Consider the following 23263-nt stretch of genomic DNA (forward strand, 5'->3'; position numbering starts at 1 on the left):
TTAGCTATATCTGACTGGATTGGTATTGATTTTTGACAAACAGACTGCAAAATTAGAAAAGTTTTTCAATATCAAATCATAAAATATTTCCTTCGTGAAAACTTCGCTCTCGTAATGGCCCAGATCAAAGACGTGCAGCCGGCCTTCCGTCTGAAAATATTCGTGGTATTTCAGGTCGGCGGTTACAAAAGCATCGGCGCCCATTTTCAGGGCATCGCTCATTAAAAAACTGCCCGCTCCGCCGCAAACGGCCACTTTCTTTATTTTTTCCGGGCCGGAAACAGTATGCTTTAAACCGGAAATCTCCATCGTTGTTTTCAGGTGGCTGATAAACTCTTCCAGCCCCAAGGCTTCCTCCAATTCCCCGATCATGCCGGCGCCCACTTCCTGGTACGCATTTTTGAGCGAATACAAGTCGTAAGCCACTTCTTCGTAAGGGTGGGCAGCTACCAGGGCGTCTACTACTTTACCTTGCAGGTAAGCAGGAACCAAGACCTCAATTCTATCTTCTTCTACTTTTTCCGGTTTACCGGGTTCGCCAATGTGCGGATCGGCTTCGGCAGTCGGTAAAAAACGCCCTTCGCCAGAAGCATGATAACTACAATTTTTATAATCGCCGATCTGGCCGGCCCCGGCTTCGTGCATGGCTTGCAGCACAGCCTCGGTATTTTCTTTGGGCGCAAACGTTACCAGTTTAATCAGGGCTTCTTTTTTCTGACTCAGGATCTTTGTTTTCTGCAAACCCAGCTTATCGGCAATTTTAGAATTTACTCCACCCAACACGCTGTCTAAATTCGTGTGGCTGGCATAAATGGCAATGTTGTTCTGAATAGCCTTTATAATAGTTTGCTCAACATGGTTACTGCCGGTCAGGCGTTTTAAAGGCTTGAAAATTACCGGGTGGTGCGCTATTATTAAGTTGCAATTATTGGCAATAGCTTCATCTACGACTTCCGGCGTGCAATCGAGGGTAATTAGAACGCCCTCTACTTCGTCTTTTGGATTGCCGGTTTGCAGGCCTGCATTGTCGTAGCTTTCCTGCCAGGCCAAAGGCGCCAGCTTTTCCAGGACGGAAATTACTTCTTTTATTTTGGTCATTCGGGAGAAGATTTATAAACGTACTTTGGAACTGACTAGCAGGTTAAACGCCGAATTGGGTTAAATGGTGTTCCAGATGTTTATAGAACATGTTGTTCCACTCTGTTTTATTTAATTTGCCAAACGAATGAGATTCCTTGCCGTCGAAGTGGGCTTCTCCGAGTTGTTGCGTTTTTTGAATGTAATTAATGAGGCGGTCTTTTTCTTCGTTAAAGTTTTTCTCGTCTTTAATCACGAAGGCCGGCGCCGTTTGTCCGCTTTTCTTGAAAGGTTTGTCATTTACTACGGTAGGTTTCACAAATAGCTTCAGCAGGAGCTTAACGAAGGCATTGGGCTTGGGATGTTTGTCTTCGTACACTAGTTCATACGTTACGTTGCAGTGCGCCAGCATTTGCGAAACGCTCATTTTTCCCCATTGGGGCTTGGTCTGGGGCGCTAATTTATTGATCCGGATGATCAGATCGGTGGCGTCCTGGCGGGTAAATACGTTTTTCATTTTGGGGTAATTACTTCTTTTATTCTATTTGTTAGGAGGGTATTTTAAAGAATCGGAATCCCAGTTAATCGGATTTGTGGCAATGTAGTTAGAAATATTATCATATGCTTTTTCGTTGCGAATAATATGCTCCCAATAATCCCGCTGCCACAAACGATTGGAAAAAGGAGGCCATTCCAGGTTTTTTACGCCTTTAATATACGCATTAGTAGTTATTGATTTGAACGCTCCTACAATATCGCCTATGGTTTTAGCCGATGAATTCGCCGCCGGAGAATTTTCCCGGATTGATTCCGTTGGTAGTAATCCCGTTGGGGCAATCCCTTGTGGTTGCCCTTTTTTCGCCGTTTGCACTTCTACTGTTGTTTTTATATTTGGTAATTGGGTTCCCGCGGGTATTTGGGTACCTACTGGTAACTGCGCATCTTCGGATAACTGGGCACCCACGAGGGGTGCCCCTACGGGGTGGCGTTGGTTGGTGATTTCTAATATGGCGTGGAAATGGTTGGGCATTACGATGTATTCGTGTAATATGGTTTGGGGAAATCGCTCCGGGATTTTTAACCATTCCGTTTCTATCATTTTGCTTGCTTCATTTAAAATCATGGTTTGAACAATCGGTGAGGCAGGGCAGCTTATGGCTATATGGCCGAATAAATGTTTTTGATCCTGCACGCATAGGGTCAGGAAATACAGGCCGTTTTGGGCATAATCGTAACCGGGCAGACGAATGCTACGGCGGTGGTGAAGTTGCGGGTTATAAGCCATTTTGCCGGATATTAATTATTTTAACATCTGTTATACGTTAATTCAATTTCATAGATAATTAAATTGCGGTGAACAATGTAGGGGCAACCCTTGTGGTTGCCCTAATCAGACCACCAAGATTACCCCGACCTGTTTATTTTTCGTAATTTTGCAATTCCCCAAAGCGTTCGCATGAAATTCCTAAAGTGGTTACTTTTTCCGTTTGCAATACTCTATGGCTGGATCATGGCGTTGCGCAACCTACTTTACGACCGGGGAATTTTCAAATCGGAAAAATTTGACCTGCCGGTGATCAGCGTGGGGAATTTAACGGTGGGAGGTACTGGTAAAACCCCGCACGTAGAATTTTTGCTTCGGCTATTAGGAAACAAAAAAAAAGCCACTTTAAGCCGCGGCTATAAAAGGAGTACGAAAGGTTTTGTCTTGGCCAACGAAGAAGCATCGGCGGCTACCATCGGCGACGAACCATTTCAGTACTACCTCGATTTTCCTGAAACTACCGTTACCGTTTGCGAGAAAAGGGCAGAAGGTATAATAAAGATACAGGAGCTTAAACCGGAAGCGGAAGTGATCATTCTGGACGATGCATTTCAGCACCGCGCCGTAACGCCAACCCTTAATCTGCTTATCACCGACTTTTTCCGCCGTTTCGATACCGATTTTATGCTGCCCACCGGACTTTTGCGGGAACCCCGCTGTGGAGCCAAACGGGCCGATGCCGTACTGGTGAGCAAATGCCCGGAAAACTTGGCAGCTAACGAAAGAGAAGCCATAAAAAACAGTATCCGGAAATACACAAAACCCGGAACGCCGGTTTTCTTTACTACTTATAAATATGGCAGTCCGGTAGGCTTCGGAAAACCGGTAGTTCCAGGGAAAAAGATTATGCTGGTAACCGGCATTGCGAATCCCGAGCCACTGATCAGGTATTTACTGGAGCAAAATTATACCATTATTAGCCATTTAAACTGGCCCGACCATCATCATTATACCGCTGCCGATCTGGAAAAGATAAGGAACACCCTGGAACAGCTGCCGGAGGAATGCAGCATTTTTACCACCCGCAAAGATGCCGTAAAACTGATGCGCCCTGATTTTGGTTTTTACGTAGAAAAGCTACCGTTTTTTTACCTTCCCATAGAGGTGGCTTTCCTGGCAGATCAGCCGCAATTCGAGCAAATGGTTTTATCGGCAGTGAAGGCTTAGGTTCGGGTATTTTAACTATTTTTGTCCGTGAACTTTAAAAATAAAGCATTTTTACTGGCAGTTTTCGGTTTCGGGCTTCATTTAAATACCCAGGCCCAGATCACCAACGATACCACCGTGCAGCTTTACAGCCCGCGGACCACGCGCGTTTTCTACGAAAAAGCGTTTTTCAGAGGAAATTACGAGGAGTTGCCCGTAGATACTTCGCTTACCAATTTTGCCAGCAGTTTATACTGGTTTTCCGATACCACTTTTCAGCAAACCCTCGACAACGTTGGCCTTGCCACCAAACCCATTTTTCCGCGCCTGCCCAACCGCATCGGCGTACGCTTGGGCCGCAACGTGTACGATACCTACGGCTACTATTCCGACGAGCTGGCCTATTTTAATACCCGTTCCCCTTACACCAAACTCAAGTACATTCAGGGTTCTTTAGGAGAAGGTATTTTTGAAGCCGAGTTCAGCCGCAACATTAAGCCCTGGTGGAATGCCGGCATTGCTTACCACCGCGTATCATCCAACAAGCAAATTGGTTCTACGGTGCGGCGCGATCCGCAGGTAGACAATAACGGTGTGAAAATTTACACGCACCTGCAAAGCACCAATAACCGTTACCACCTGTTTGCCAATTACCTGCATATGAACCACCAGCTTACCGAGTCTGGTGGGGTACGGCCGGAGCCCGGAGATACCAGAGGCGACCTGTTCGATTTCCAGTCGGAGCGGACCTGGCTTACCCAGGCTACGGCCCGCGATGTGCGCCATAGCTTCCATATAGGGCAAACGTATGCGCTGGTTGGCGATTGGGTGAAGCTATTTTATAATTTCGACGAGCGCAAACAAAGCAACCGGTTCGACGATCTTTCTTTAGCGGATAAGTACATTGGCACCGGCCGGGAGAAAAGGCTTATTTTTTACCCGAACGAAATTAACAAAGATTCTACCCAGACCCGCAACCGGAGCATTTACAACGAGATCGAGAATACGGCCGGCATTACCGGAAACCAGAAACTCTTTTTCTACTCGGCTTACCTGAAAAACCGGTCGGCGAAAGTGGAACGCCTTTCGCTGAATAACCGTCGCTTTAACCAGACGTTTGTAGGCGGCGAAGCGGAGCTGAAGGTGAACGAAAAAATAAACACCGCGGTAAGAGCCGAATACAAACTTACCGACGAGTATTTTGCCCAGGCGGAAGTACATTTTCTTTTTCTGGGCGGGCAATACACGCGCATGCTGTACGCGCCGGACCTGATGCAGCAGGAATATTTCGGTAACCACCGGAAATGGAAAAATAATTTCAATAATATTTCTGGCGACCGGGTGGCCGTCTGGCTGCAGGGCAAGCTCTGGAAAAACACCGGCAGGCTTGAACTTGCCAATCTTTCGCTAAATAATTATGTGTTCTACAACCAGGAACAATTGCCCCAGCAAGCTTCTGAAACACAACGGGTTTCTACCATTACCTTAGATCATAAGTTTAACCTTGGTAAGCTTCACTGGGACAACCTGGCCGTTTATGCCAATACCGACGCCGAATTTATCCGGGTGCCGGAATGGATGGTGAATTCCAAGCTTTATTATCAGGGTTTTATACTGAAAAAGGCCTTGTACGGACAGATCGGCGTGGAAGCAACTTTCCGTTCCGAATACCTGGCCGATGCGTATTCCCCGAACCTGCAGCAATTCTATTTACAGGACCAATTCCGGGTAGAAAATTACGTTATTCTCGATCCCTTTCTTTCCGTAGATATTAAAACGATCAACATCTTCCTGAAACTTGCCCACGCTAACCAGGGATTAAGCGGCCCCGGTTATTTTACCACGCCGTATTACCCGGGCATGCGCCGCAGCTTCATTTTTGGAATTAAATGGATGTTTTTCGATTAATCCGGGCAGAATTTTATAGAAAAAACCGTTTCCGAATTTAGAGCAACAACCATGAAAAAGGTGAAATTTCTTATTTGTACATGCATCCTGTTCTGGAGTCTTTCGGCGCTGGCGCAGCAGGTTACTTACCGGAAAGAAACCATTTACCTGGACGGGAAACCCTATGCTTATCTTTTTAAAGAAGGGTCTTCCTGGGCTAAAAATTTCAGTTTGCAAAACCTGAAAAACGAGGAACTGATGAAAGCAAAGGCTATTGTAAAGGAAATCGGGGATGGGTACGATTACGTTTATTACGAGCTCAGTTTTAAAGGCGTTAAAGCGAAGGCGGAAATGGAAGATGAAAAAGACCTGCCGCGTCGCCTTGCCTACGAAATCGGAAATATGAACGTGGTGAAAGGCGATGAACTCGATCCGGAAGGTGTTCAGAAATTCCTCGAAAAATATCCGCCCCGTATTTCGCAACGTTTTCAGAAGCCCGGCCACCAGGGTGCCAAACCTGTCGCCAAAGAAGAACCTAAAACGGATGTGGTGCAGGAATCAGCTCAGCCGGTTTCCACTCAGAAAATTGAGGAAGTTAAACCAGAACTGCCGGCCATTACCACACCTACTGCTGTTTCCATTGTTCAGGAGCCGCTTAAAGACAAAAACATTTCCGCGCCGGTTTCTACGTCTTCGCAAGCTACCGTTTTGCCTTCCGGCAATATTGCGGTAATGACCACCCTGAAGTTCAGCGGAAACAGAATTATGCGGGGCAAGAAGCAGGTAGGCGTTTTTAAAGTGAGCGAAAAGGTGGTGAACAATAAGCTGAAAAAGACCTATATTTTTCTCAACTTGGAAAATCAGAAAGTAGCCGAAGGCAGTTTTGACGATCCTAAAAGCACTACCTGCCGGATGTTTACCGTTAAAGATAAAATGACCTACAACCTGCCGGTGCGCAACGACGAGAATTCGTTGAAGGTGCTCTCCAGCTGGTTGATCCAGAATAAATATTTCTAGTTTTTAAAGCAAATTGCTACCGTTTCAGGTATGGCTAAAACCACAATCCTCCGGCTGAAACTGCCGACTGACCCGCGCTGGGTAAACATTGCCGAAAAGAACATTGCCGAGATCCTGATCGACCACGCGTATTGCGAACAAAAAGCGGCTTCGAACGGCATTTCCCTGATCGTAAAGTACCCGGATAAAACCAAACTGGTAGAAGAAATGACCGCGCTGGTGGCCGAAGAATGGAGCCATTTTGAGCGGGTGATGGAAGAGTTGAAAAAACGCGGCTACACTTTAGGCCCCAACCGCAACGACGAATACGTAGCCGAACTCACCAAGCACGTACGGAAAGGCGATACCCGCGAACGGCAGCTGATGGATAAATTACTAGTAAGCGCCCTGGTGGAGGCCCGCAGTTGCGAACGCTTCAAGCTGCTCTGGAAAAACATAGCCGACCCGGAATTGCAGAAATTCTATTACGAACTGATGGTTTCGGAAGCCGGCCATTATACCAGTTTCGTGAAACTGGCCAAAGAATACATGCCGGTAGAAGTGGTAGAGGCCCGCTTTCAGGAACTCCTGAAAATTGAAGCCGAGATCATCGCCAACCTGGAGCCCCGCCCGGACCGCATGCACTAAAGAAAAGTTTTTGTTTCGGCTTATGGCTGGAATCCTTTAAACTGAAGACTGTTCAAGTCCTGAGGATTTCATCCAATAGCAGCTTACTTACTATTTTCGGTTTATCGGCGATCATGAAGTGGCCGCCGTTCTCCACTTTCAGTACCGGCGGGTGTAGTTTCCGGAAAGGGAAGATCTGATCGTTGGTGCCGTGGATGTGGACTACCTGAGGCTGTTCGTTGGGTGGCTGCCACTGCAGGATCTCGTTCAGCGCCCATTTTACAAAACCGCTGTCTGTATCTTCAATTATTTTTTTCAGAAAGGCGGCATCCTTTTCGTTCTCGATGCTGAAAAAGAAATTAGCCGTAAGCAGCGCAATCTTCTTTAGAATTTCCGCCGGAACAAGATTATAAATTTTTCCAAAGGCAGCCAGCCGGATCTTCCAGTCCATTTCTTCCCTGGATTTTATGCTGGAAATTATGATGGCTTTTTTAACCGTAATATGCCGCGCAATTTCCTGGCAAACCAAGCCTCCGAAGGATAACCCCACCAGAATTACTTCCTCCCGTTGGTCGATGAGGGAAATTAAGCGGGCAGCGTAATAACCGAGCTTCTCGTATTTTTCAGGTTTCAACCACTTTATGTGTTGCACCGGAATTCCCGGCAATTCCAGGAACTGGAAAACCCGTTCATCCGCCCCAAGTCCGCTTATAAAATAAACCATACTTTAAGGAATTATCTGGCAGCAGGATGGTTTACTTTCCCTGCCAATCTTTATACGGAAGCAGCGAAAGTTGGGAATTGTAATACCGCTTATCGTGCGTTACCTCTTCGCTAACCCAATCCGGTAAAGTAAAGCTTTCCTCTTCCGCATTCAGTTCAATTTCGGCCAATATTAAGCCTGCATTCTCCCCAGAAAACTCATCTACTTCCCAGACTTTGCCATCAACCGGAATCTCATAACGCACTTTGGTTATGCAGGCTGAGGCAAACTTATCCAGCAATTCTTCTGCATCTTTTACCGGTATCGGGTATTCGTATTCGGCCCGGGTTGCGCCTTCATTTTTGCCCTTAATGGTCAGGTAACCGGTCTCTTTTTTTACCCGCACCCGTATCGTTTTTTCCGGATCAGTTAGCAGGTAGCCTTGCCGTAAATAGCTGCCTTCGGGCTTTATTACTTCCTGCCATTTAACTTTATTCACCAGGAATTTCCGTTCAATTTCTACTGCCATAAGGGTATGCTTTCAAGCCTTAAAAGTAGGAATTATGCTTTTAATAGTTTACGCTTCAATAGAAACTTTTAATGAAACGGTTTCTATCCGGAACAAAGAATTAAAACTTAAACATAGTTATGGCTTAGGTTATACAAGTTTTTAAAAAATCGTCTGAAAGAAAGCACGTTAAAATAAATTTAGTAAAAATTCAAATTATTAATCTTTCCTGTTTCTTAATAGTTAAATTTCTAAAAAAAAATCTTCAAATCTTTTCTCCCCTCATTCTGTTTGAATTATTATAACAAAAATAAATTATCTTGCATTGTTAACAAATGGAAGCATTATGTATAGACTTTTAATACTGTATTTTTTGTTTCAGATCTTGATTGGATGCAAAGGCAATGAAGAAGATCAGAAACCGGCTCAGGGTGTTCAGGGAAATAAGCCCGAACTACCACAGGCCCGGTTTGAACTTTCCGATAAAATTGTTCCAGTAGGTTACAGCATCCACCTTTACAACAGCAGTACCAAAGCGGTTAGGTATGAATGGAATTTCGGAAACGGTGACATTCATAACTCCACCGAATTCAACACCAGTCACCATTACAATGTGTCGGGTACTTATACAATTACCTTAAAAGCTTATAATCTGAATAACGACGTTAGCACCTTTACAAAAACCATAGAAGTTGGGGAGGTTTATCTGGCGGCAGTACAGGTAGACAAGATCAAATTCCTTAATCCGGCAAACCAGCCCTGGGATAATGATGGGACAGGCCCTGATATTGAATTCAGAGTAGCACCTATGCACCTGGGTACCCAAAACCCAAACTGGTTCTTTTCAAACCACCTGCGTGATAATTTTACCCAGACCATGCTGCCTTTCTACCACAAGCTAAGCACGCCTTTGAAAATATATGGCGAAAACCTGGGTTATACGCAGGTAAGTCATCTTTACTATTTTGGCTTATTTGAAATGAATGGCGCAGTAACAAACATGGACATGTTCATTACCAACGGTGCCCCGGAATATTTCGATACCCAAAAGGGAACATCCATTAGAAATCTTACTGCGCCAGATTACGACATAACCTTGTTCTTTGAGGTTTATTAACCCGAAATGAAACATGAAAACCCTTAATTCTACCATTTATTATTGTATCCTTTTTCTTTTGCTAACCGCCGTTTTGGGTTGTAACAAAGATGAGGTTGGACCGCAGGCTGGTATAATGGCCGACAAGTACCTTGCTGAGCCGGGCGAGGAAGTAACCTTTACCAGCACCAGTACCAACCTGCACACCTATGAATGGGATTTAGGGAATGGTGCAAAATCAAATAAAAAATCCGTTACCACCACCTTTAATACCCCAGGCGATTATTCTGTTATTCTGAAAGTTAAAGATATTAACGGGAAGACGAGTGAAACCTCTGTGACCGTGCATATCGGCCGCTTTTTTATATCAGGAGCCAGCCTTGTTACTTTGAATTTTAAAGATAGTGTTGGCTCTGTGTGGGATACAGATGGTTCCGGGCCTGATATTACGCTTGGGTTTTACCCGCAGGGCCAAGGCGGATTAACCTGGTTTATAGGTAATAATATAACGCAAAAAAATCTTCCCGCTTTCTTATTATTATCAGATAGACCGGTGCTGCTGTTTAATAATAACCTTACGGTTCATTTGATAGAGAACCCCGAAAATGGCCAAACCGGGCAGATCCGGACCATGAAAAAGTGGATCTTTAATCCTATTAAGGAAATACAAAAATATGGGAGAGACCGGTATGGAAAACTGGCCTTATCAGGGGAGTATCCGAGGGTAGAGATCAGTTATTCGATGAAGTAACCTGAAGTCAATTAATAAAACTAATATGGTAAGCACTGTCAAAACCAACATAAGATTTTTATTTCTCTTTTTATTCACCTTAGGTTTCGCGGCTTGTAAAAGCAACCATTCCGACGAACCTGAACCTGTAGTTGAACTGCCTCCTGCATCTTTGGCTACTGCAGACTTCAGTACCACCATTCAGCTGGCCGATATCAAACAGACTGTAACCTTTATAAATAAAAGCGCGAATGCTACCCGATATACCTGGTATTTTGGCGATGGAGATTCTGCGAATACCAATCAAGGCAAACATAAATATAACTACCCCGGAAAATACACGGTAAAACTTAAAGCCTATGATAATAAAGGCGTGCCTTCTGTAAAGGCACTGCCAATTGTGGTAGGCGAACGTTATGTGAATGAACTGGTAATAAATAAGCTTAAGTTTACGGATCCGGCCGGAAACCCCTGGGACCAAGGTTCTGGTCCGGATGTCTGGCTTGGGTTTATCAAATTAAGCCTCGAAAATTACATGCCTTCTTTTAAACTTAAGAATAACATTACCCCGGCATCCCTTCCTTTATCCCTAACCTTTGTAGCAAATCCCTTCCTGAATGAAGATTATAAATTCGCGTTATATGAATTTGATTCTGTAACTACCGACCAATACACTTCCCGGCTTATGACTTCCTGGATTTTTAATCCTGTTCAGGCTACCCAGTGGGATTCGGTTAATAATACCGGTTTTGTAGAATTGAAAAACCAGGATTATGAGATCAGATTTATTTTAAATCTGAAATAGTGTAACTCTACTGGTTGGTAATTGTACAACTTACAGGAGTGCAATTCTAATATTAAACAAAGTCCTACGATCTTTCACTGGAAAACTTCATCTTAACCAATGCCTGGAATATTTTCGTGAAATGAACGGATAGTAAGACAAGTACGATCAGGAAACCGCCAACGAAAGGGAACTAACTTTGCAGGCAGCCTGGAACCAGAATAAAGGGGAAAGATTATTTAAGCCGTTACAAAAAACGCCATTACTAAATAGCAATGGCGTTTTTTTTGACAAGGAAATTCCTAGGTCTTCATTTTCTTCTTCTTGGCTGCCGGGAAGAGAATATTATTCAGGATGAGGCGGTAACCGGGAGAGTTCGGGTGTAAGGCCAGGTCGGTTGGGTCTTCGCCAACCATGTGCTGGTAATCTTCCGGATCGTGGCCGCCGTAGAAGGTCCAGGTGCCTTTGCCGAAAGTGCCGTGCAGGTAGCGCACTTCGTTTGCAGCACTGTTCTCGCCCAGAATAATGGTTTCCGATTTAATGAACTGCTTTTTGAATGCCGTTGTCTGCCCCATAAAACCTTTTACCGTTTTCACGTGGTCCTGGGTGAGCATGGTCGGAATGGGGTCGTATTTGGCTGAAAAAGTAAACAACTGGAAATAATCGTTTTCCTCGGTCAGGTTACGCTCCTGCGCCTGATTATCGATATCGGAAAACTCTACGCTGTACGGATCGCGTACCAGTTTGAAGTTCTTGAAAGCGTAGGTTTTGCTGAAGTCAAGTTTGCGGTCGGCATTCGGGTCTACGCCGTCCCCGTCGAACATTACATCGGCAATGTCCACGCCTTCGGCTGCTAGGGCAATGTCATAAGTATCGGTGGCGGAGCACATAGCAAACAGGAAACCGCCGCCGGCCGTAAATTCTTTCATCTTTTTCACCACCGCCAGTTTCAGTTGCGATACCTTGCTGAAACCAAATCGTTTAGCGGCCGCTTCGGCTTCCTGTACCTGGGCAATATACCAGGGCTGGTAGCGGTAATTGATGTAGAATTTGCCGTACTGACCGGTAAAATCTTCGTGGTGGAGGTGGAGCCAGTCATATTTCGGTAATTCGCCTTTCATCACTTCATCGTCGAAAACCACATCGTAAGGAATTTCGGCGTAGGTAAGCACCAGCGTTACGGCATCGTCCCAGGGCAGTTTGCTTTTAGGGGAATACACCGCAATTTTCGGCACTTTTTCCAGTTTCATCACGTCCATGTTGGCATCTGGATCGTTGATCTGGCCCAGAATGGTGCTGTAATTGGCGTCGGAAATTACCTGGTAGGAAATACCGCGAACTACCATTTCGTTCTCTATTTTCGGATCGTGGCGGAAAGCGAAACTGCCGCCGCGGTAATTCAGCAGCCAGTCTACTTCTACCTGGTGCTGCAAAACCCAGTAAGCAATCCCGTACGATTTCAGGTGGTCTTTCTGACTTTCGTCCATGGGCACCAGTACATAGGTGGCAAAACTCCGGAAACTGCAACAAAGCAGCAGGAACAGAAGGGCAAAAAATTTATTTCTCATGCAGAATGTTCTAAAGCAGGGTGTAAACAAATTTACGAATTTTGACCGGTTTTGTCGGAAAATGCTTTTACATTTATACAGGCAAAACAGTACCGTTTAAACGATAAAAACCGGGTTTGGCGTATATAAGCTTCCGGTCAACTCATGGATTTAACAGAAAATATAAAAGAAAGCCTCCGCGCCATTCAGGGAAACCTGCTCCGCACGGTGCTTACCGCGCTTATCGTGGCAACCGGTATTATGTCGCTGGTTGGAATTCTTACGGCGGTAGACAGTATTAAATATTCGGTGGGGGAAACCTTTTCTTCGCTCGGCGCCAATTCCTTCGATATCCGGGCCAAAGGTTACCAGAACCGGAGGCACCGGGGCGGAAAATCCGAAAAAGTTTATCCGCCTATCTCTTTCTTCCAGGCAACCCAATACCAGCGGTACTACGGCGATAAAGCCCGCATCAGCCTGGCCACATCCATAACCGGGGCGGCTACCGTAAAATACAACCAGGTTAAAACCAACCCGAACACGGTAGTGGTTGGCGGCGACGAAAATTACCTGGCTAACGAAAACTACAACCTGCAGGAAGGCCGGCCTTTTTCCAGTTTTGAGCTCGAAAACGGTACCGATGTAGCTATAATTGGAAGTGAGATCAAAAGTAAGCTTTTCCGGAACCTGAACCCGATCTCCAAAACCGTTACCTTTCTGGGCCGGCATTTTAAAGTGGTGGGCGTACTTGAACCCAGCGGTTCATCCATGGGCGGCCGGGGCAGCGACCGCATGGTGCTGATTCCGCTGGAAACCGCCAACCGGATTCCAACCAACCAGGAATTGACCTATTCCATAAAAACCGCCGTACCCAACGCCGAACAACTGGAATATCTGATGGGGGAGGCCACCGGCATTATGCGCAACGTGCGGCAGGACAAACCGGGGCAGGAAGATTCTTTTGAAATTACGCGCTCGGATTCCATGCTAAAAACGCTCGACGATATTTCAGGCTTTATGAAGGTAGGCGGTTTTCTGATCGGTTTTATTACCCTTTTAGGTGCAGCCATTGGCTTAATGAATATCCTGATGGTATCGGTTACGGAACGTACCCGCGAAATTGGCATCCGGAAAGCTCTGGGTGCTACGGCTCAGAAGATCCGGCAGCAGTTCCTTATCGAAGCTATTGTAATTTGCTTGCTGGGTGGCATTGCCGGCATTATTATGGGCGTTGGGATCGGGAACCTGATTGCCAGCGCCATTAGCGAAGGTGCTTTTATGGTGCCCTGGCTTTGGGTTTTTGTTGGGTTAATAGTATGCATTACCGTAGGCGTTATTTCTGGCTGGTATCCGGCATTCAAAGCTTCCAAACTCGACCCGATTGAAGCGCTCCGCTACGAATAAACGCTACCTTTGGAAACTGGAAACTAATATAACCTTTAAGCAATATTATTAGTAACCAAGTAATTAACTTTTAAATACCCGCATTCCGTCCTCATGAAGCTCTGCATCCTGCAATTTTTACAAAAGCTCTCCAGCGAAGGGAAAATCCTGCCCCGGCTCCGGGAAATGGTGCGGGACGAAAAAGATAAATACGAAGGCATGCGGCAGGTTCTTTCCGGAGCCGAAAAAAACAAGGAAATGGTTCAGGGCTTGCTTGCAGAAATCGATGCTTACCTGCTGGACCTGATTATTCTGGAAAAGAAATTTAATTTCCCGTATCTGGCGCTTTTAAAAACTTCTCCGGCGGAAAAGCCTGAATTAAACCAGCAGGTGCTGGAAATCTTACGGAAGGTTAATGCAAAATGATAAATGATAAAACCAGCCGCTAAGCTGGTTTTTAGTTTTATAGTAGTTTTTCTGGCGCATGTGTTCAGCGAAAGCGTCACTTGGGCTTAAAGAAGAGGAGGAAGTCTCCAGACTTCCGTGTTTAACCCACCTGAATGGCTAAAAGCAGGGGAGGACTTTTTAGGAAAGATTTTGAAACGCCAGTCCGGTGACTGGCTTATGTCTTTCAGGCGCAAGTGACGCTTTCGCTTAACACTTGCGCCAGGAAAAGGTTAAGCTTCGATCTTCGCCTTTAACCTTGGAATGGCAAATTCACAGATCCGGCGGGTGCGATCCAGAAGCCGTTGTACCAGGTGCTGCTCAGCCGGATTGCCGGCATTTTGTTCGATGGCTACCATGTTCATTTCAAGTTCTTTAATGCCCACCAGGAACATGCTTGATTTAAGCTTGTGTGCAATGGCCTTTACGTTTATCCAGTCGTTTTCAGCAATGGCTTCCTGCATTTTTGCCAGGCTTTCGGGCGTAGAACTGATGAACATATCCACGATCTCGTTCATGAAAACCTGGTTGCCGCCGGCCATTTCTTTCAGAAAGGTCAGATCGATCTTAATGTCGCTTAATTGTTCCGGCTTTTCTTCGGCTTCCGGTTCCAGGCTTGGTTTAAAAACTACGCCTGGTTCCTTGCTTACCTGATCATAAATTTCGTTAAGCAGTTCGGCAGGTTTTAGTGGTTTCGAAACGTAGGCGTTGGCCCCTGCCAGCATACATTTCCCGATTTCCATTTTAGTAGCGTGCGCGGTAAAAGCAATTATCGGAATATTACTTTTCGGGCCCATTTCATTGCGGATGTACACGGTAGCTTCGTAGCCGTCCATTTCCGGCATTTGCATGTCCATCAAAACTACATCGTAATCTTTTTCCTTCAGCATTTCTACCGCAATGCGGCCGTTGCTGGCTACGTCTAATTCAAAACCCCAGTCGGTAATTACTTTGCGGGCCAGCATCTGGTTTATTTCATTGTCTTCAGCTAAAAGCACGCGCACTTTTCCAAGCTCCGCCGGATCGATCTCCTGCATAATTTCCCTGGTTCCGGAAGCTTTCTCCGAAGCAGTTTTAAATTTCAGGGCAAAGCGGAACGTGCTGCCTTCGCCCACCCGGCTACGAACAGTTAGCTTGCCGCCCTGCATTTCTACCAGCTGGCGCGTAATGGTCAGGCCCAGGCCGGTACCGCCGTATTTGCGCGTGGTTTCGTTGCTGGCCTGGGTAAAACTTTCGAAAATGGAAGCCAGTTTATCTTCAGGAATGCCGATGCCGGTATCCTGCACTTCAAACTCCACCAATACATCTTCTTCCGTTGTGTTCACCAGGTCGGCAAGTATCCGGATCTGGCCGTTTTCGGTAAATTTAATGGCGTTCCCGATCAGGTTGGTCAGAATCTGGCTCAGCCGTACCTGATCGCCGACTACCTCCTCCGGAATTTCAGAATCAATAATTACTTTCAGGCGGTTGTTTCTATCCTTCGCCTGGGAACTGAGTAATTCAACTGTATCGGCAATAAGCTGGCGCAAGTTGAAACCGGTTTCATGGAGGGTAAGCTTGCCGGCTTCCATTTTAGAGAAATCTAGCAGATCGTTAATGATTACCAGCAGGCGTTCGGAGGACGTGCGGATGGCATCTAAATAAGTGCGTTGTTCATCCGTCATTTCCATTTTCAGCAGCACCTCGGTAAGGCCCATAATCCCGTTCATGGGTGTCCGGATCTCATGGCTCATGTTGGCAAAGAACTGTTCCTTTATCTTTACCGAATCTTCGGCCAGGTCTTTTGCTTTTTGCAGCGTCCGTTCCGATTTAACCCGGTCAGTAATTTCGAAAGATATGCCGCTTAAACCGGTAACTTTTCCCTGGTCATCGGTAATAACCTGGTAAAGTGTCTGGTAACAGTAGCCCTGAGTTTCTACCGTGGCGCTATTTACTTCATTGTTTAAGGCTTTCCGGATATTATCCGTTACCGAAGGGCTGTCAGGAAAAACTTCATACATATTCTTTCCTATGGCATCTTCCGGTTTAATACCAAGCTGTTCCAGCCCTTTGCCCTCCATAATAACGAAACAATCGTTCTCGTCGATCTCCCAGACTACGATAGGGGTATTGTTTACAACCGTATGCAGCCTTTCCTGGGTAGCCTGGAATTGCTCTTCAACGCTTTTTTTCAGGCGCTCGGCCTGGCTCAGGCGGATGGTGCTTCTGAGGCTATGCGATACACCTTCGGGCGTTAAGAGTGCTTTCGAAATATAATCGGAAGCGCCGAGTTTAATGGCTTCAGCGGCTACGCGCTCGTCGCCATATGAGGTTATAAGCACCACCGGAACCAGCGCATCTTCTTCCCGGATCTGTTGCAATAGCTCCAGGCCATCGAGGTCGGGCAATTTGAAATCGATGAAAATGCAGTCGAATTTTTCCTGCCGGAATTTTTCCAGTCCTGCCGCTGCCGTATCGGCAACTGCCGTCCGGACATTGAGGCCCGCATTTTTAAGCGACCGTTTCAGCGTCAAACGGTCTACATCATCGTCATCGATTATCAGGATATGAAGCGGTTCAGCCATAGCAAATGGAAATTAACCCTTGCAGGTTTAAAGGAAGGAATTACCGAAGGATACTGGGTTTTAAAACAATTAAAGCCTTTCGCAAAGCTTCCAGTACTTATCTAAGGTGGCTACCGAAGCAATGAATTTTTCGAAAGAAAGCGGTTTCAGGATATAACCGGCAACGTTCAGGTTATAGGCATTCAGTTTGTCGCTGTCTTCGTTGGAAGTAGTCATTACGAAAACGCTGATGTGTTTCAGACTCGGATCCTGGCGGAGTTCCTGGAGGAATTCGATGCCGTTCATTTTAGGCATGTTCAGATCCAGGATCACGATCTGGGGCATGGGCACGATCTTGTCGCGGAGCATTTCCAGGGCTTCAAGGCCGTTGCGGGCAATGTAAAGCGGGTTGGTGATGTTGTTTTTTTTGAAGGCGCGCTGCACATTCATAATATCTACTTCATCGTCTTCTACAAGCAGGATGTTTACCAGTTTTTCGCTCATGCTTAGGTTTATTTATTTAATTTTTAATTAGCAGATGGCATTTTTTTTGGCCAGGTCAGGGTAAATACCGCACCGCCTTCCGGATGGTTGCCGGCCGTAATTTTGCCACCTACAAAGTTTACGATTTTATTAACAATTGCAAGCCCTGCGCCGGTGGTTTCCAGCTGGTCTTTGGGAAGTACGGTATAAAACATGGTGAAGAGTTTCGGCAGGCTTGTTTCCGGAAATCCCGGCCCGTTATCGGCTATCGTTATCTGCAGGGCTTCGGCATTCTCCTGCAGCTCCACCTTAATTTCAGGCTGGGTTTTACTGTTGAAAAAGATAGCGTTCCTTAGCAGCTCTCCAAGCACAAAAGTTAACTTTTCGGCATAAGTTTCTAATGGAGCGATTTTACCGGAAATTGTAAGTTTCAGTTCCCGGTTTTCAGCAACCTCATGGGCCAATTTTTCTATTTTACTTTTAACATCTACGGCGCCGGTTTCCAGCTGCAGGCGGGCTACGCGGGAGAATTCGAGCAAAGCCTGGATCATTTTTTCGAGCCTGCCTACGCGGTTTTTCAATAAGCGGAAATTTTCCTGGCTGTCCTCGGGTAACGTGCCTTCCAGGTCTTCCTCGATCCAGGAAGCCAGGTTCGTAATAGCCCGGACCGGCGCTTTCAGATCGTGCGAAACGATGTAAGAGAACTCTTCGAACTCGGCATTGATTTTTTGCAAGCGTTCCTGGCAATCTTCCGCGTGTGGCTGCATCATGTTTGTATGTTAATTTGAATTGAAAAACAGGAATATTGAATAAATAATCCTGATACTTATGTCTGATTAATGTTTAACCGCGTTATTTTTCGGCCAGGTGAAAATGAAAGAGGTAAATTCCTGTTCCTTCGATTCGATCCAGATGCGGCCGCCCTTTTCATCGATTATTTTCTTTACAATGGCAAGTCCCACACCTGTACTTTCCCGGGTATCGCGGGCTTCCATGGTCTGAAATACCCCGAAGATCCGGTCCTGGAACTGCAGCGGAATTCCCGGCCCGTTATCGGTAACCGAAAACCGGTAAAACTCATTTTCTTCGCCGGTAAGGATTTCGATGCGGCCTTCCGGTTTATCGTTGTATTTAATACCGTTGCTGATGAGGTTGGTAAAAACCTGTTCCATAAAGATCTTTTCAGTAGTAAGAACAGGCGCATTATCGGGTAACACAATGGTAAAGTTTTTAGGCGGCGCCAGGGAATCGACAATATCGGTGAGCAGTTTTGTAACCGGAAACGTTTCGGTAGGCACATCCTTGCGGCCGACTTTTGAATAAGCGAGAATACCGTTTATCAGGTTTTCCATCCGGTGCACGCGGCCGCGCATGAGCTGCAGGTTTTTATGGATTTCCGGGTCCTGGTCTTTAATATCTTCCGAGATCCACTCGGCCAGGTTGTTAATGGCCCGGAGCGGCGCTTTCAGGTCGTGCGAAACCACATAGGCAAACTGGTCCAGCTCCTTATTCATTTTGGTAAGGTTGGTAAAATAGGCATTGAGTTTGGCGCCCATTACGTTCAATGATCGGGAAAGCCTGCTCATTTCATCGTTTTCATGGTCGGCTATTCTCGCTTCGAAGTCGCCCTGGGCAATATGATCGGCCAGGTTTATCATCGCGGTAATTCGCCTCCGCACGGTTTGGCCCAGCAAAAAGGCTATCAGAATCCCCAATAAAATAGCCATTGCCGTTAGAATGATGGAAACTAACCGGGTATAATCCAGGGACTGGTTAAAGGCAGCAATCTGGGCGTTTTTATTTTCGATCTGATGCCGGTCGAATTCTTCGAACTTCTGCCGCACCAGAAGCATTTTCTGATTACCAAGGCCGGTTTTTACCTGGGCATTGAAAATGGAATCGAAGGCCGGCTTTTTGGAGGGATCCTGAATGGATTTTCGTTTGGCTTCGATAACCGGTTGCGCAAAATTGTTGATCCAGTCTCGGCCGATGCGTCTGATTCCCCGAAGCATCTGCGCCTCGGCGCTGTCTTTTACCAGGGGAGTAAGTACAGGAAAAATTTTCAAACCTGTTTCATGCCCTTTTTTATAGGGGATCAGAAAAGATTCATTTTCCACGATCATATACCCCCGGAAACCGGTTTCCATATCGATCAGGGTTTTTTGCAAGGCTTCCGAGTGGCTCAGGATCTCGGTGGAAAGTAATACTTTTTCCATCTCTGCCTTCACCTTTGATGACTGGTAAAGATAGGTGACAGTAACAACGGAAAATATAAATAAAATAAGCCCGATGCCCAGGTAAAGCTTGGTTATTAATTTCATAAGAAGAGTCGAACGGTATCAAAAATAGCCAGAAAACAACGCAAATCAAAAAAACGGAACCGGTAGTTTTGGGTTCCGCTATTTGGGCCTAACTTTGCACTTCAACTTGAATTACCCTGCTATGGATTTCCGGCTTTACGACCCCTTTGTAAATATGACCTTCAGCAGCCACGCCTGTTTTTTGTGTGGCACCATTGTTTCGGACGATGAACGGATTCCTGTATTCTCCGGTTGGCTGCAAAAACGGTACGATTTAGGTCAAAAAAAGCTGCAGTTGCTCGACCAGAGTACGCTTACGTTTACCGAAATGCAAATTCCCTGCTGCCCGGTTTGTGCGGAAAAGGTAGCGGAACTGGACCAGAAAGTGGAAGCAGCCAGTAAGACCGGATTACCAGGTTTGCAGGCGCTGGAAGAAAAAACCTTGTTCCTCTGGCTTGCCCGAATGTTCTACGGCATTCTGGTTACCGAATTAAAAACCGAACAGAACCCGCTCATAAAACCGGAATACAGCGTAGGCGAAAACCCGAAGATGCTGCACAAATTCCAGTCGTTTTTCCAGTTAATGCAGGCCATCCGGGTACCAATCGAATTCGATGATTTCACGCCCTGCTCTATTTTTATGGTGGAATTACAGCAGGGAGAACAAAAAACCGAATTCAATTACCGCGACGACCTGACCACCATGATGTTCAGTTTGCAGCTTGATAACGTTTTAATAATTGCCAACCTGCTCGACAACGGTTTCCTGAAAAAAGCCATGACGCCGGTTTGGCGGGAAGTGGAAGGCAAAGTCCTGCATCCGATCCAGGCGGCCGAGTTTTCGGCCCGGGTTTACTATGCCGCGTATATTTTCAACCTGACCCCGGATTACTTTGTACGCCGCCAGAAACCCGAAGACACGCACCTGATCTACGATACGCTGGTAGATGATATTACGGCTACCATTTTTAATCCCTGGGAGCATAGCGTTTACGCCACGGCTTTGGAAAAATTCTGGCTACCCTGGCAGATTTCCCGTAACCAGATCCTGCAAAATCCAGAAAGCCCTTTAAGTTTCCTGCTCGATGCCGAAGGCCGTTTCCGGGAACTGCAGGAGTGGGAAGTGCCGGTGATTTAAGCCGAAATTTTGAACATAAAAAAATCCGCTGCTTTTCGGGGATGTCCTCGAAAGGCAGCGGATTTTTAATTTAGGTGTTTTCTCTAATAAATTCTGTCATCCTGAGCGTGAGCGAAGGACCTCGTCGGCTCGCAGCAGAAAAGTCAGAATTAACAGTATTGCAAACCGCCGACGAGTTGTTTCGCTGGCGCTCAACATGACATTTTTGGTAATTTGATAGTAGCTGGCAAAGGCAGGTCTTACTATTGCTCTATTACAAAGCTTGCTTCTACAGTTGAAGAAATAATGATCTGGCCGCCGGCAATAGTTGGTCCGCTCTGGTCGGACATGCTTGCTTCAGCCATTTTATTGTACATGCCGCCGGCCATACCCCGGTACGGCATCGGGTAACCCACGCCGGAATTTTCGTTTATAGCATACACCCGGCCGATTTTGGTACCCAGTTCGCCGGTAAGGGAAATTGCTTTTTCTTTGGCGGCCTGAACGGCTAATTTACGGGCCTGTTCGCGGTGTTTCTTTAATTCGGAAGTCCGGAACTCGATGCCGTCTACCCGGTTGGCTCCGGCTTTATAGATCCCGGTCAGCAGGTCATCGAACTTATCGATCTTGCGGATGAGCACATTAACCGATTTCTGGGTGCTGTAAAAATCCGGGTTCGTTTGGCCGTATTCCCCGGAATGATAAATGGGTTGCACGGACATGTAAGTAGTTTGCACATCCTTCGATTCTACGCCGTACTTTTTCAGATAAGCCAGCACCGAAGCTACTTTCTCGTCGTTCTGTTTGCGGGCTTCGTCAAGCGTTTTGCCGCGTACGTCTACAGCCAGACTCAGCATAATTTCGTTGGGTTGCACCTTCACTTCCCCGGTTCCGGAAACGGTAACCAACGGCGGGTAAGGCGTGGTTTGCGGCTGGGGTTTAGGCAGCTGGGCAAAAGAAGTTAAAGCGATAAACGATAGCAAAAGGGCGCTCAGTAATTTCCGGGTTTTCATAGTTTCATTGAAAGTATAAATTTGAATTTGTCAGGTGAGTTACAAACATAATGCCTGAAATTGAATTGATTCCAAAGCGCGGAATTTTGTTGCAAAAAAAACGGCCTGAAAAAGGAATTATCCTTTTTTAGGCCGTTTTTGAAAAAAACATCGCGCAAGTTTAGCAAAGCGTAACTTGTGTGTAACCATTTGGTCAGTTTGTAAAGACCTTGCCTGCAAGGCAACCAAAGCGGCTGCTATTGGATGCTGAAATATTTGATCAGTTATTTCCGCCAGTTACAAACTGGCTATATAAAGACCCCACAAGTTACGCTTCGCTAAACTTGCGGGATGAACCTCAGCTACTTCCGCTTTACAAACTGGCTAATAGAAAAAAGCCACAAATTACAGCTCCGCCTAAATCTGCAACATAGCCTTTCTATTACTCCTTACTCTTCCCCGGTATTCTTCATTCCCATTAAAAGGTTGTAAGCGCCTTTGGTAACAATATTCCTGCCTTCAAAAGCGGCGGCATTCTTAATTTCGATCCAGTTTTCATGACTTGCACCGGTTTGAACGGGAACAAGCTCGAATGTGTTTTTACCGGCGGCCACGAACAGGAAATCTTTGCCTTCAAAACTCACCACGGCTTCTTCCGGAACCGCCCAGCTTTCGTTGCTGGTTTGCTGCACTTCCGCGTTCAGGTAAGTACCCGGGATCAGGTTTTCGGCATTTTCCAGTTTGGCGTGTACTTCGATGGAACGGTCTTCGGCAAAGGTTTTTCCGGTATAAATAATTTCAGCGGCATGTTTTTTATCCGGGGCGCTGTTGGTGAAGGCAACCACCGGTTGGCCGGGCTGCAATCCGGCGATGTCCTTTTCAAAGGCTTTCAGGTTCAGCAGCAACTCTTGCGGGTTTACCAGTTCAAAAAGCACATCGGAAGGGGAGGCGTATTTCCCAACGTTCACGTTTACTTTGGCCACGTAGCCGTTAAAAGGTGCGTACAGTTTAATGGTCCGGGTTATGGAATTGGGCGTGAGGGTTTGCGGATTAATAGCGATGAGCTTCAGCTTTTCTTCCAGGGCCTGCAGGGCAATACGGGTGGCTTGGTTTTCGGCGGCGGCCTGCTGAAACTCTTTATCGGAGGTGGCTTTGCTTTGGTTAAGGTCTTTTTGCCGCGCGTATTCCGCTTCAGTTTGCCGTAGCTTTGCTTTAGTGGTGAGGTAATCCTGTTGCAGTTCTATGTACTGGTTGTCTTCCATAGTGGCCAGCACTTCGCCTTTGCGGAAAGGCTTGCCGGGAATCAGGTTCGTGGATTTTACGTAACCGCCCAATGCATTGCTCATCGAAACCAGGTTTTGCGGGGGCAGGTCCACGGTACCGTTCAGCCGGATAGTCTGGGGAATTATTTTTTTCTGCAGCGGCTGGGTAGCGAGTTCAAACGTACTTAATTGTTTTTCGGAAAGCGTTACCTGGTTTGGTTGCGCTTTTTCAGCAGGTTGTTCGGTTTGGGTTTCTTTGGAATTGCAGCTTAGCAGCAGCCCGAAACCAATTATTAAAAATATATTTTTCATGA

At 46.2% G+C, this 23263-nt stretch carries 22 protein-coding genes; 10 read left to right on the forward strand and 12 right to left on the reverse strand.

Going from position 1 to position 23263, the window contains the following annotated elements:
• Genes F0P94_RS03245 through F0P94_RS03255 form a run of 3 tightly spaced genes read right to left on the reverse strand, consistent with a single transcriptional unit; the run spans window position 1 to window position 2362 of the window.
• Complete coding sequence (locus F0P94_RS03245; RefSeq protein ID WP_150902254.1) at window positions 1–1098, reverse strand: Nif3-like dinuclear metal center hexameric protein; 1098 nt, start codon at window positions 1096–1098, stop codon at window positions 1–3.
• A 43-nt stretch (window positions 1099–1141) separates the two neighbouring features.
• Window positions 1142–1594, reverse strand: a complete 453-nt coding sequence (locus F0P94_RS03250) for a DUF1569 domain-containing protein (RefSeq protein ID WP_150902255.1) — start codon at window positions 1592–1594, stop codon at window positions 1142–1144.
• Between the two features lie 24 nt (window positions 1595–1618).
• The gene (locus F0P94_RS03255; RefSeq protein WP_150902256.1) at window positions 1619–2362 is read right to left on the reverse strand and encodes a transposase; all 744 of its coding nucleotides are present in this window, start codon (window positions 2360–2362) and stop codon (window positions 1619–1621) included.
• A 171-nt stretch (window positions 2363–2533) separates the two neighbouring features.
• On the opposite strand from F0P94_RS03255, the gene lpxK reads away from it, so the two are divergent.
• From lpxK to miaE, 4 genes are read left to right on the forward strand one after another with little or no spacing between them, the layout of a single operon-like run.
• Window positions 2534–3568, forward strand: a complete 1035-nt coding sequence (gene lpxK, locus F0P94_RS03260) for a tetraacyldisaccharide 4'-kinase (RefSeq protein WP_150902257.1) — start codon at window positions 2534–2536, stop codon at window positions 3566–3568.
• A 27-nt stretch (window positions 3569–3595) separates the two neighbouring features.
• A complete protein-coding gene (locus F0P94_RS03265) occupies window positions 3596–5455 on the forward strand; it encodes a putative porin (protein ID WP_191906896.1) in 1860 nt (619 codons plus the stop codon).
• A 51-nt stretch (window positions 5456–5506) separates the two neighbouring features.
• Complete coding sequence (locus F0P94_RS03270; protein WP_150902259.1) at window positions 5507–6451, forward strand: hypothetical protein; 945 nt, start codon at window positions 5507–5509, stop codon at window positions 6449–6451.
• Window positions 6452–6481: 30 nt separating this feature from the next.
• Window positions 6482–7078, forward strand: coding sequence for a tRNA-(ms[2]io[6]A)-hydroxylase (gene miaE / locus F0P94_RS03275; RefSeq protein WP_150902260.1), 597 nt, complete (start codon window positions 6482–6484; stop codon window positions 7076–7078).
• 52 nt (window positions 7079–7130) lie between these two features.
• Here the strand turns inward: miaE and F0P94_RS03280 are convergent, their stop codons facing one another.
• Window positions 7131–7781, reverse strand: a complete 651-nt coding sequence (locus F0P94_RS03280; protein ID WP_150902261.1) for an alpha/beta fold hydrolase — start codon at window positions 7779–7781, stop codon at window positions 7131–7133.
• 31 nt (window positions 7782–7812) lie between these two features.
• Window positions 7813–8289, reverse strand: coding sequence for a CYTH domain-containing protein (locus F0P94_RS03285; protein ID WP_150902262.1), 477 nt, complete (start codon window positions 8287–8289; stop codon window positions 7813–7815).
• A 325-nt stretch (window positions 8290–8614) separates the two neighbouring features.
• Here F0P94_RS03285 and F0P94_RS03290 point away from each other — a divergent pair, with 325 nt between their 5' ends.
• The 3 genes from F0P94_RS03290 to F0P94_RS03300 are packed head-to-tail and all read left to right on the forward strand — an operon-like array spanning window position 8615 to window position 10899.
• Entirely contained in the window at window positions 8615–9385 is a 771-nt protein-coding gene (locus F0P94_RS03290) for a PKD domain-containing protein (protein ID WP_150902263.1), read from the forward strand.
• 13 nt (window positions 9386–9398) lie between these two features.
• Entirely contained in the window at window positions 9399–10115 is a 717-nt protein-coding gene (locus F0P94_RS03295) for a PKD domain-containing protein (RefSeq protein WP_150902264.1), read from the forward strand.
• A gap of 25 nt (window positions 10116–10140) precedes the next feature.
• The gene (locus tag F0P94_RS03300; RefSeq protein ID WP_150902265.1) at window positions 10141–10899 is read left to right on the forward strand and encodes a PKD domain-containing protein; all 759 of its coding nucleotides are present in this window, start codon (window positions 10141–10143) and stop codon (window positions 10897–10899) included.
• A gap of 281 nt (window positions 10900–11180) precedes the next feature.
• Here the strand turns inward: F0P94_RS03300 and F0P94_RS03305 are convergent, their stop codons facing one another.
• Window positions 11181–12446: an asparagine synthetase B gene (locus F0P94_RS03305; protein ID WP_150902266.1), complete on the reverse strand. Its 1266-nt coding sequence runs from the start codon at window positions 12444–12446 to the stop codon at window positions 11181–11183.
• 144 nt (window positions 12447–12590) lie between these two features.
• On the opposite strand from F0P94_RS03305, the gene F0P94_RS03310 reads away from it, so the two are divergent.
• Together F0P94_RS03310 and F0P94_RS03315 are read left to right on the forward strand one after the other, a co-directional pair.
• The gene (locus F0P94_RS03310; RefSeq protein ID WP_150902267.1) at window positions 12591–13829 is read left to right on the forward strand and encodes an ABC transporter permease; all 1239 of its coding nucleotides are present in this window, start codon (window positions 12591–12593) and stop codon (window positions 13827–13829) included.
• 93 nt (window positions 13830–13922) lie between these two features.
• Window positions 13923–14234: a hypothetical protein gene (locus tag F0P94_RS03315; protein ID WP_150902268.1), complete on the forward strand. Its 312-nt coding sequence runs from the start codon at window positions 13923–13925 to the stop codon at window positions 14232–14234.
• Between the two features lie 251 nt (window positions 14235–14485).
• Here the strand turns inward: F0P94_RS03315 and F0P94_RS03320 are convergent, their stop codons facing one another.
• From F0P94_RS03320 to F0P94_RS03335, 4 genes are all read right to left on the reverse strand, one after another.
• Window positions 14486–16816, reverse strand: a complete 2331-nt coding sequence (locus F0P94_RS03320; RefSeq protein WP_150902269.1) for a response regulator — start codon at window positions 16814–16816, stop codon at window positions 14486–14488.
• A gap of 69 nt (window positions 16817–16885) precedes the next feature.
• Window positions 16886–17299, reverse strand: a complete 414-nt coding sequence (locus F0P94_RS03325; RefSeq protein WP_150902270.1) for a response regulator — start codon at window positions 17297–17299, stop codon at window positions 16886–16888.
• A 23-nt stretch (window positions 17300–17322) separates the two neighbouring features.
• Complete coding sequence (locus F0P94_RS03330) at window positions 17323–18048, reverse strand: sensor histidine kinase (protein WP_150902271.1); 726 nt, start codon at window positions 18046–18048, stop codon at window positions 17323–17325.
• A 66-nt stretch (window positions 18049–18114) separates the two neighbouring features.
• Entirely contained in the window at window positions 18115–19494 is a 1380-nt protein-coding gene (locus tag F0P94_RS03335; protein WP_191906897.1) for an ATP-binding protein, read from the reverse strand.
• A gap of 226 nt (window positions 19495–19720) precedes the next feature.
• Here F0P94_RS03335 and F0P94_RS03340 point away from each other — a divergent pair, with 226 nt between their 5' ends.
• Window positions 19721–20716 (forward strand): hypothetical protein, encoded by a 996-nt coding sequence (locus F0P94_RS03340; protein ID WP_150902273.1) that lies wholly within the window; start codon window positions 19721–19723, stop codon window positions 20714–20716.
• Between the two features lie 242 nt (window positions 20717–20958).
• On the opposite strand, the gene F0P94_RS03345 is transcribed toward F0P94_RS03340, so the two are convergent.
• Complete coding sequence (locus F0P94_RS03345) at window positions 20959–21708, reverse strand: SIMPL domain-containing protein (RefSeq protein ID WP_150902274.1); 750 nt, start codon at window positions 21706–21708, stop codon at window positions 20959–20961.
• A 428-nt stretch (window positions 21709–22136) separates the two neighbouring features.
• Window positions 22137–23261, reverse strand: a complete 1125-nt coding sequence (locus F0P94_RS03350; protein WP_150902275.1) for an efflux RND transporter periplasmic adaptor subunit — start codon at window positions 23259–23261, stop codon at window positions 22137–22139.
• Window positions 23262–23263 lie beyond the last annotated feature (2 nt).

The sequence above is a fragment of the Adhaeribacter soli genome, assembly GCF_008727925.1.
GTDB classification, from domain to species: Bacteria; Bacteroidota; Bacteroidia; order Cytophagales; family Hymenobacteraceae; genus Adhaeribacter_A; species Adhaeribacter_A soli.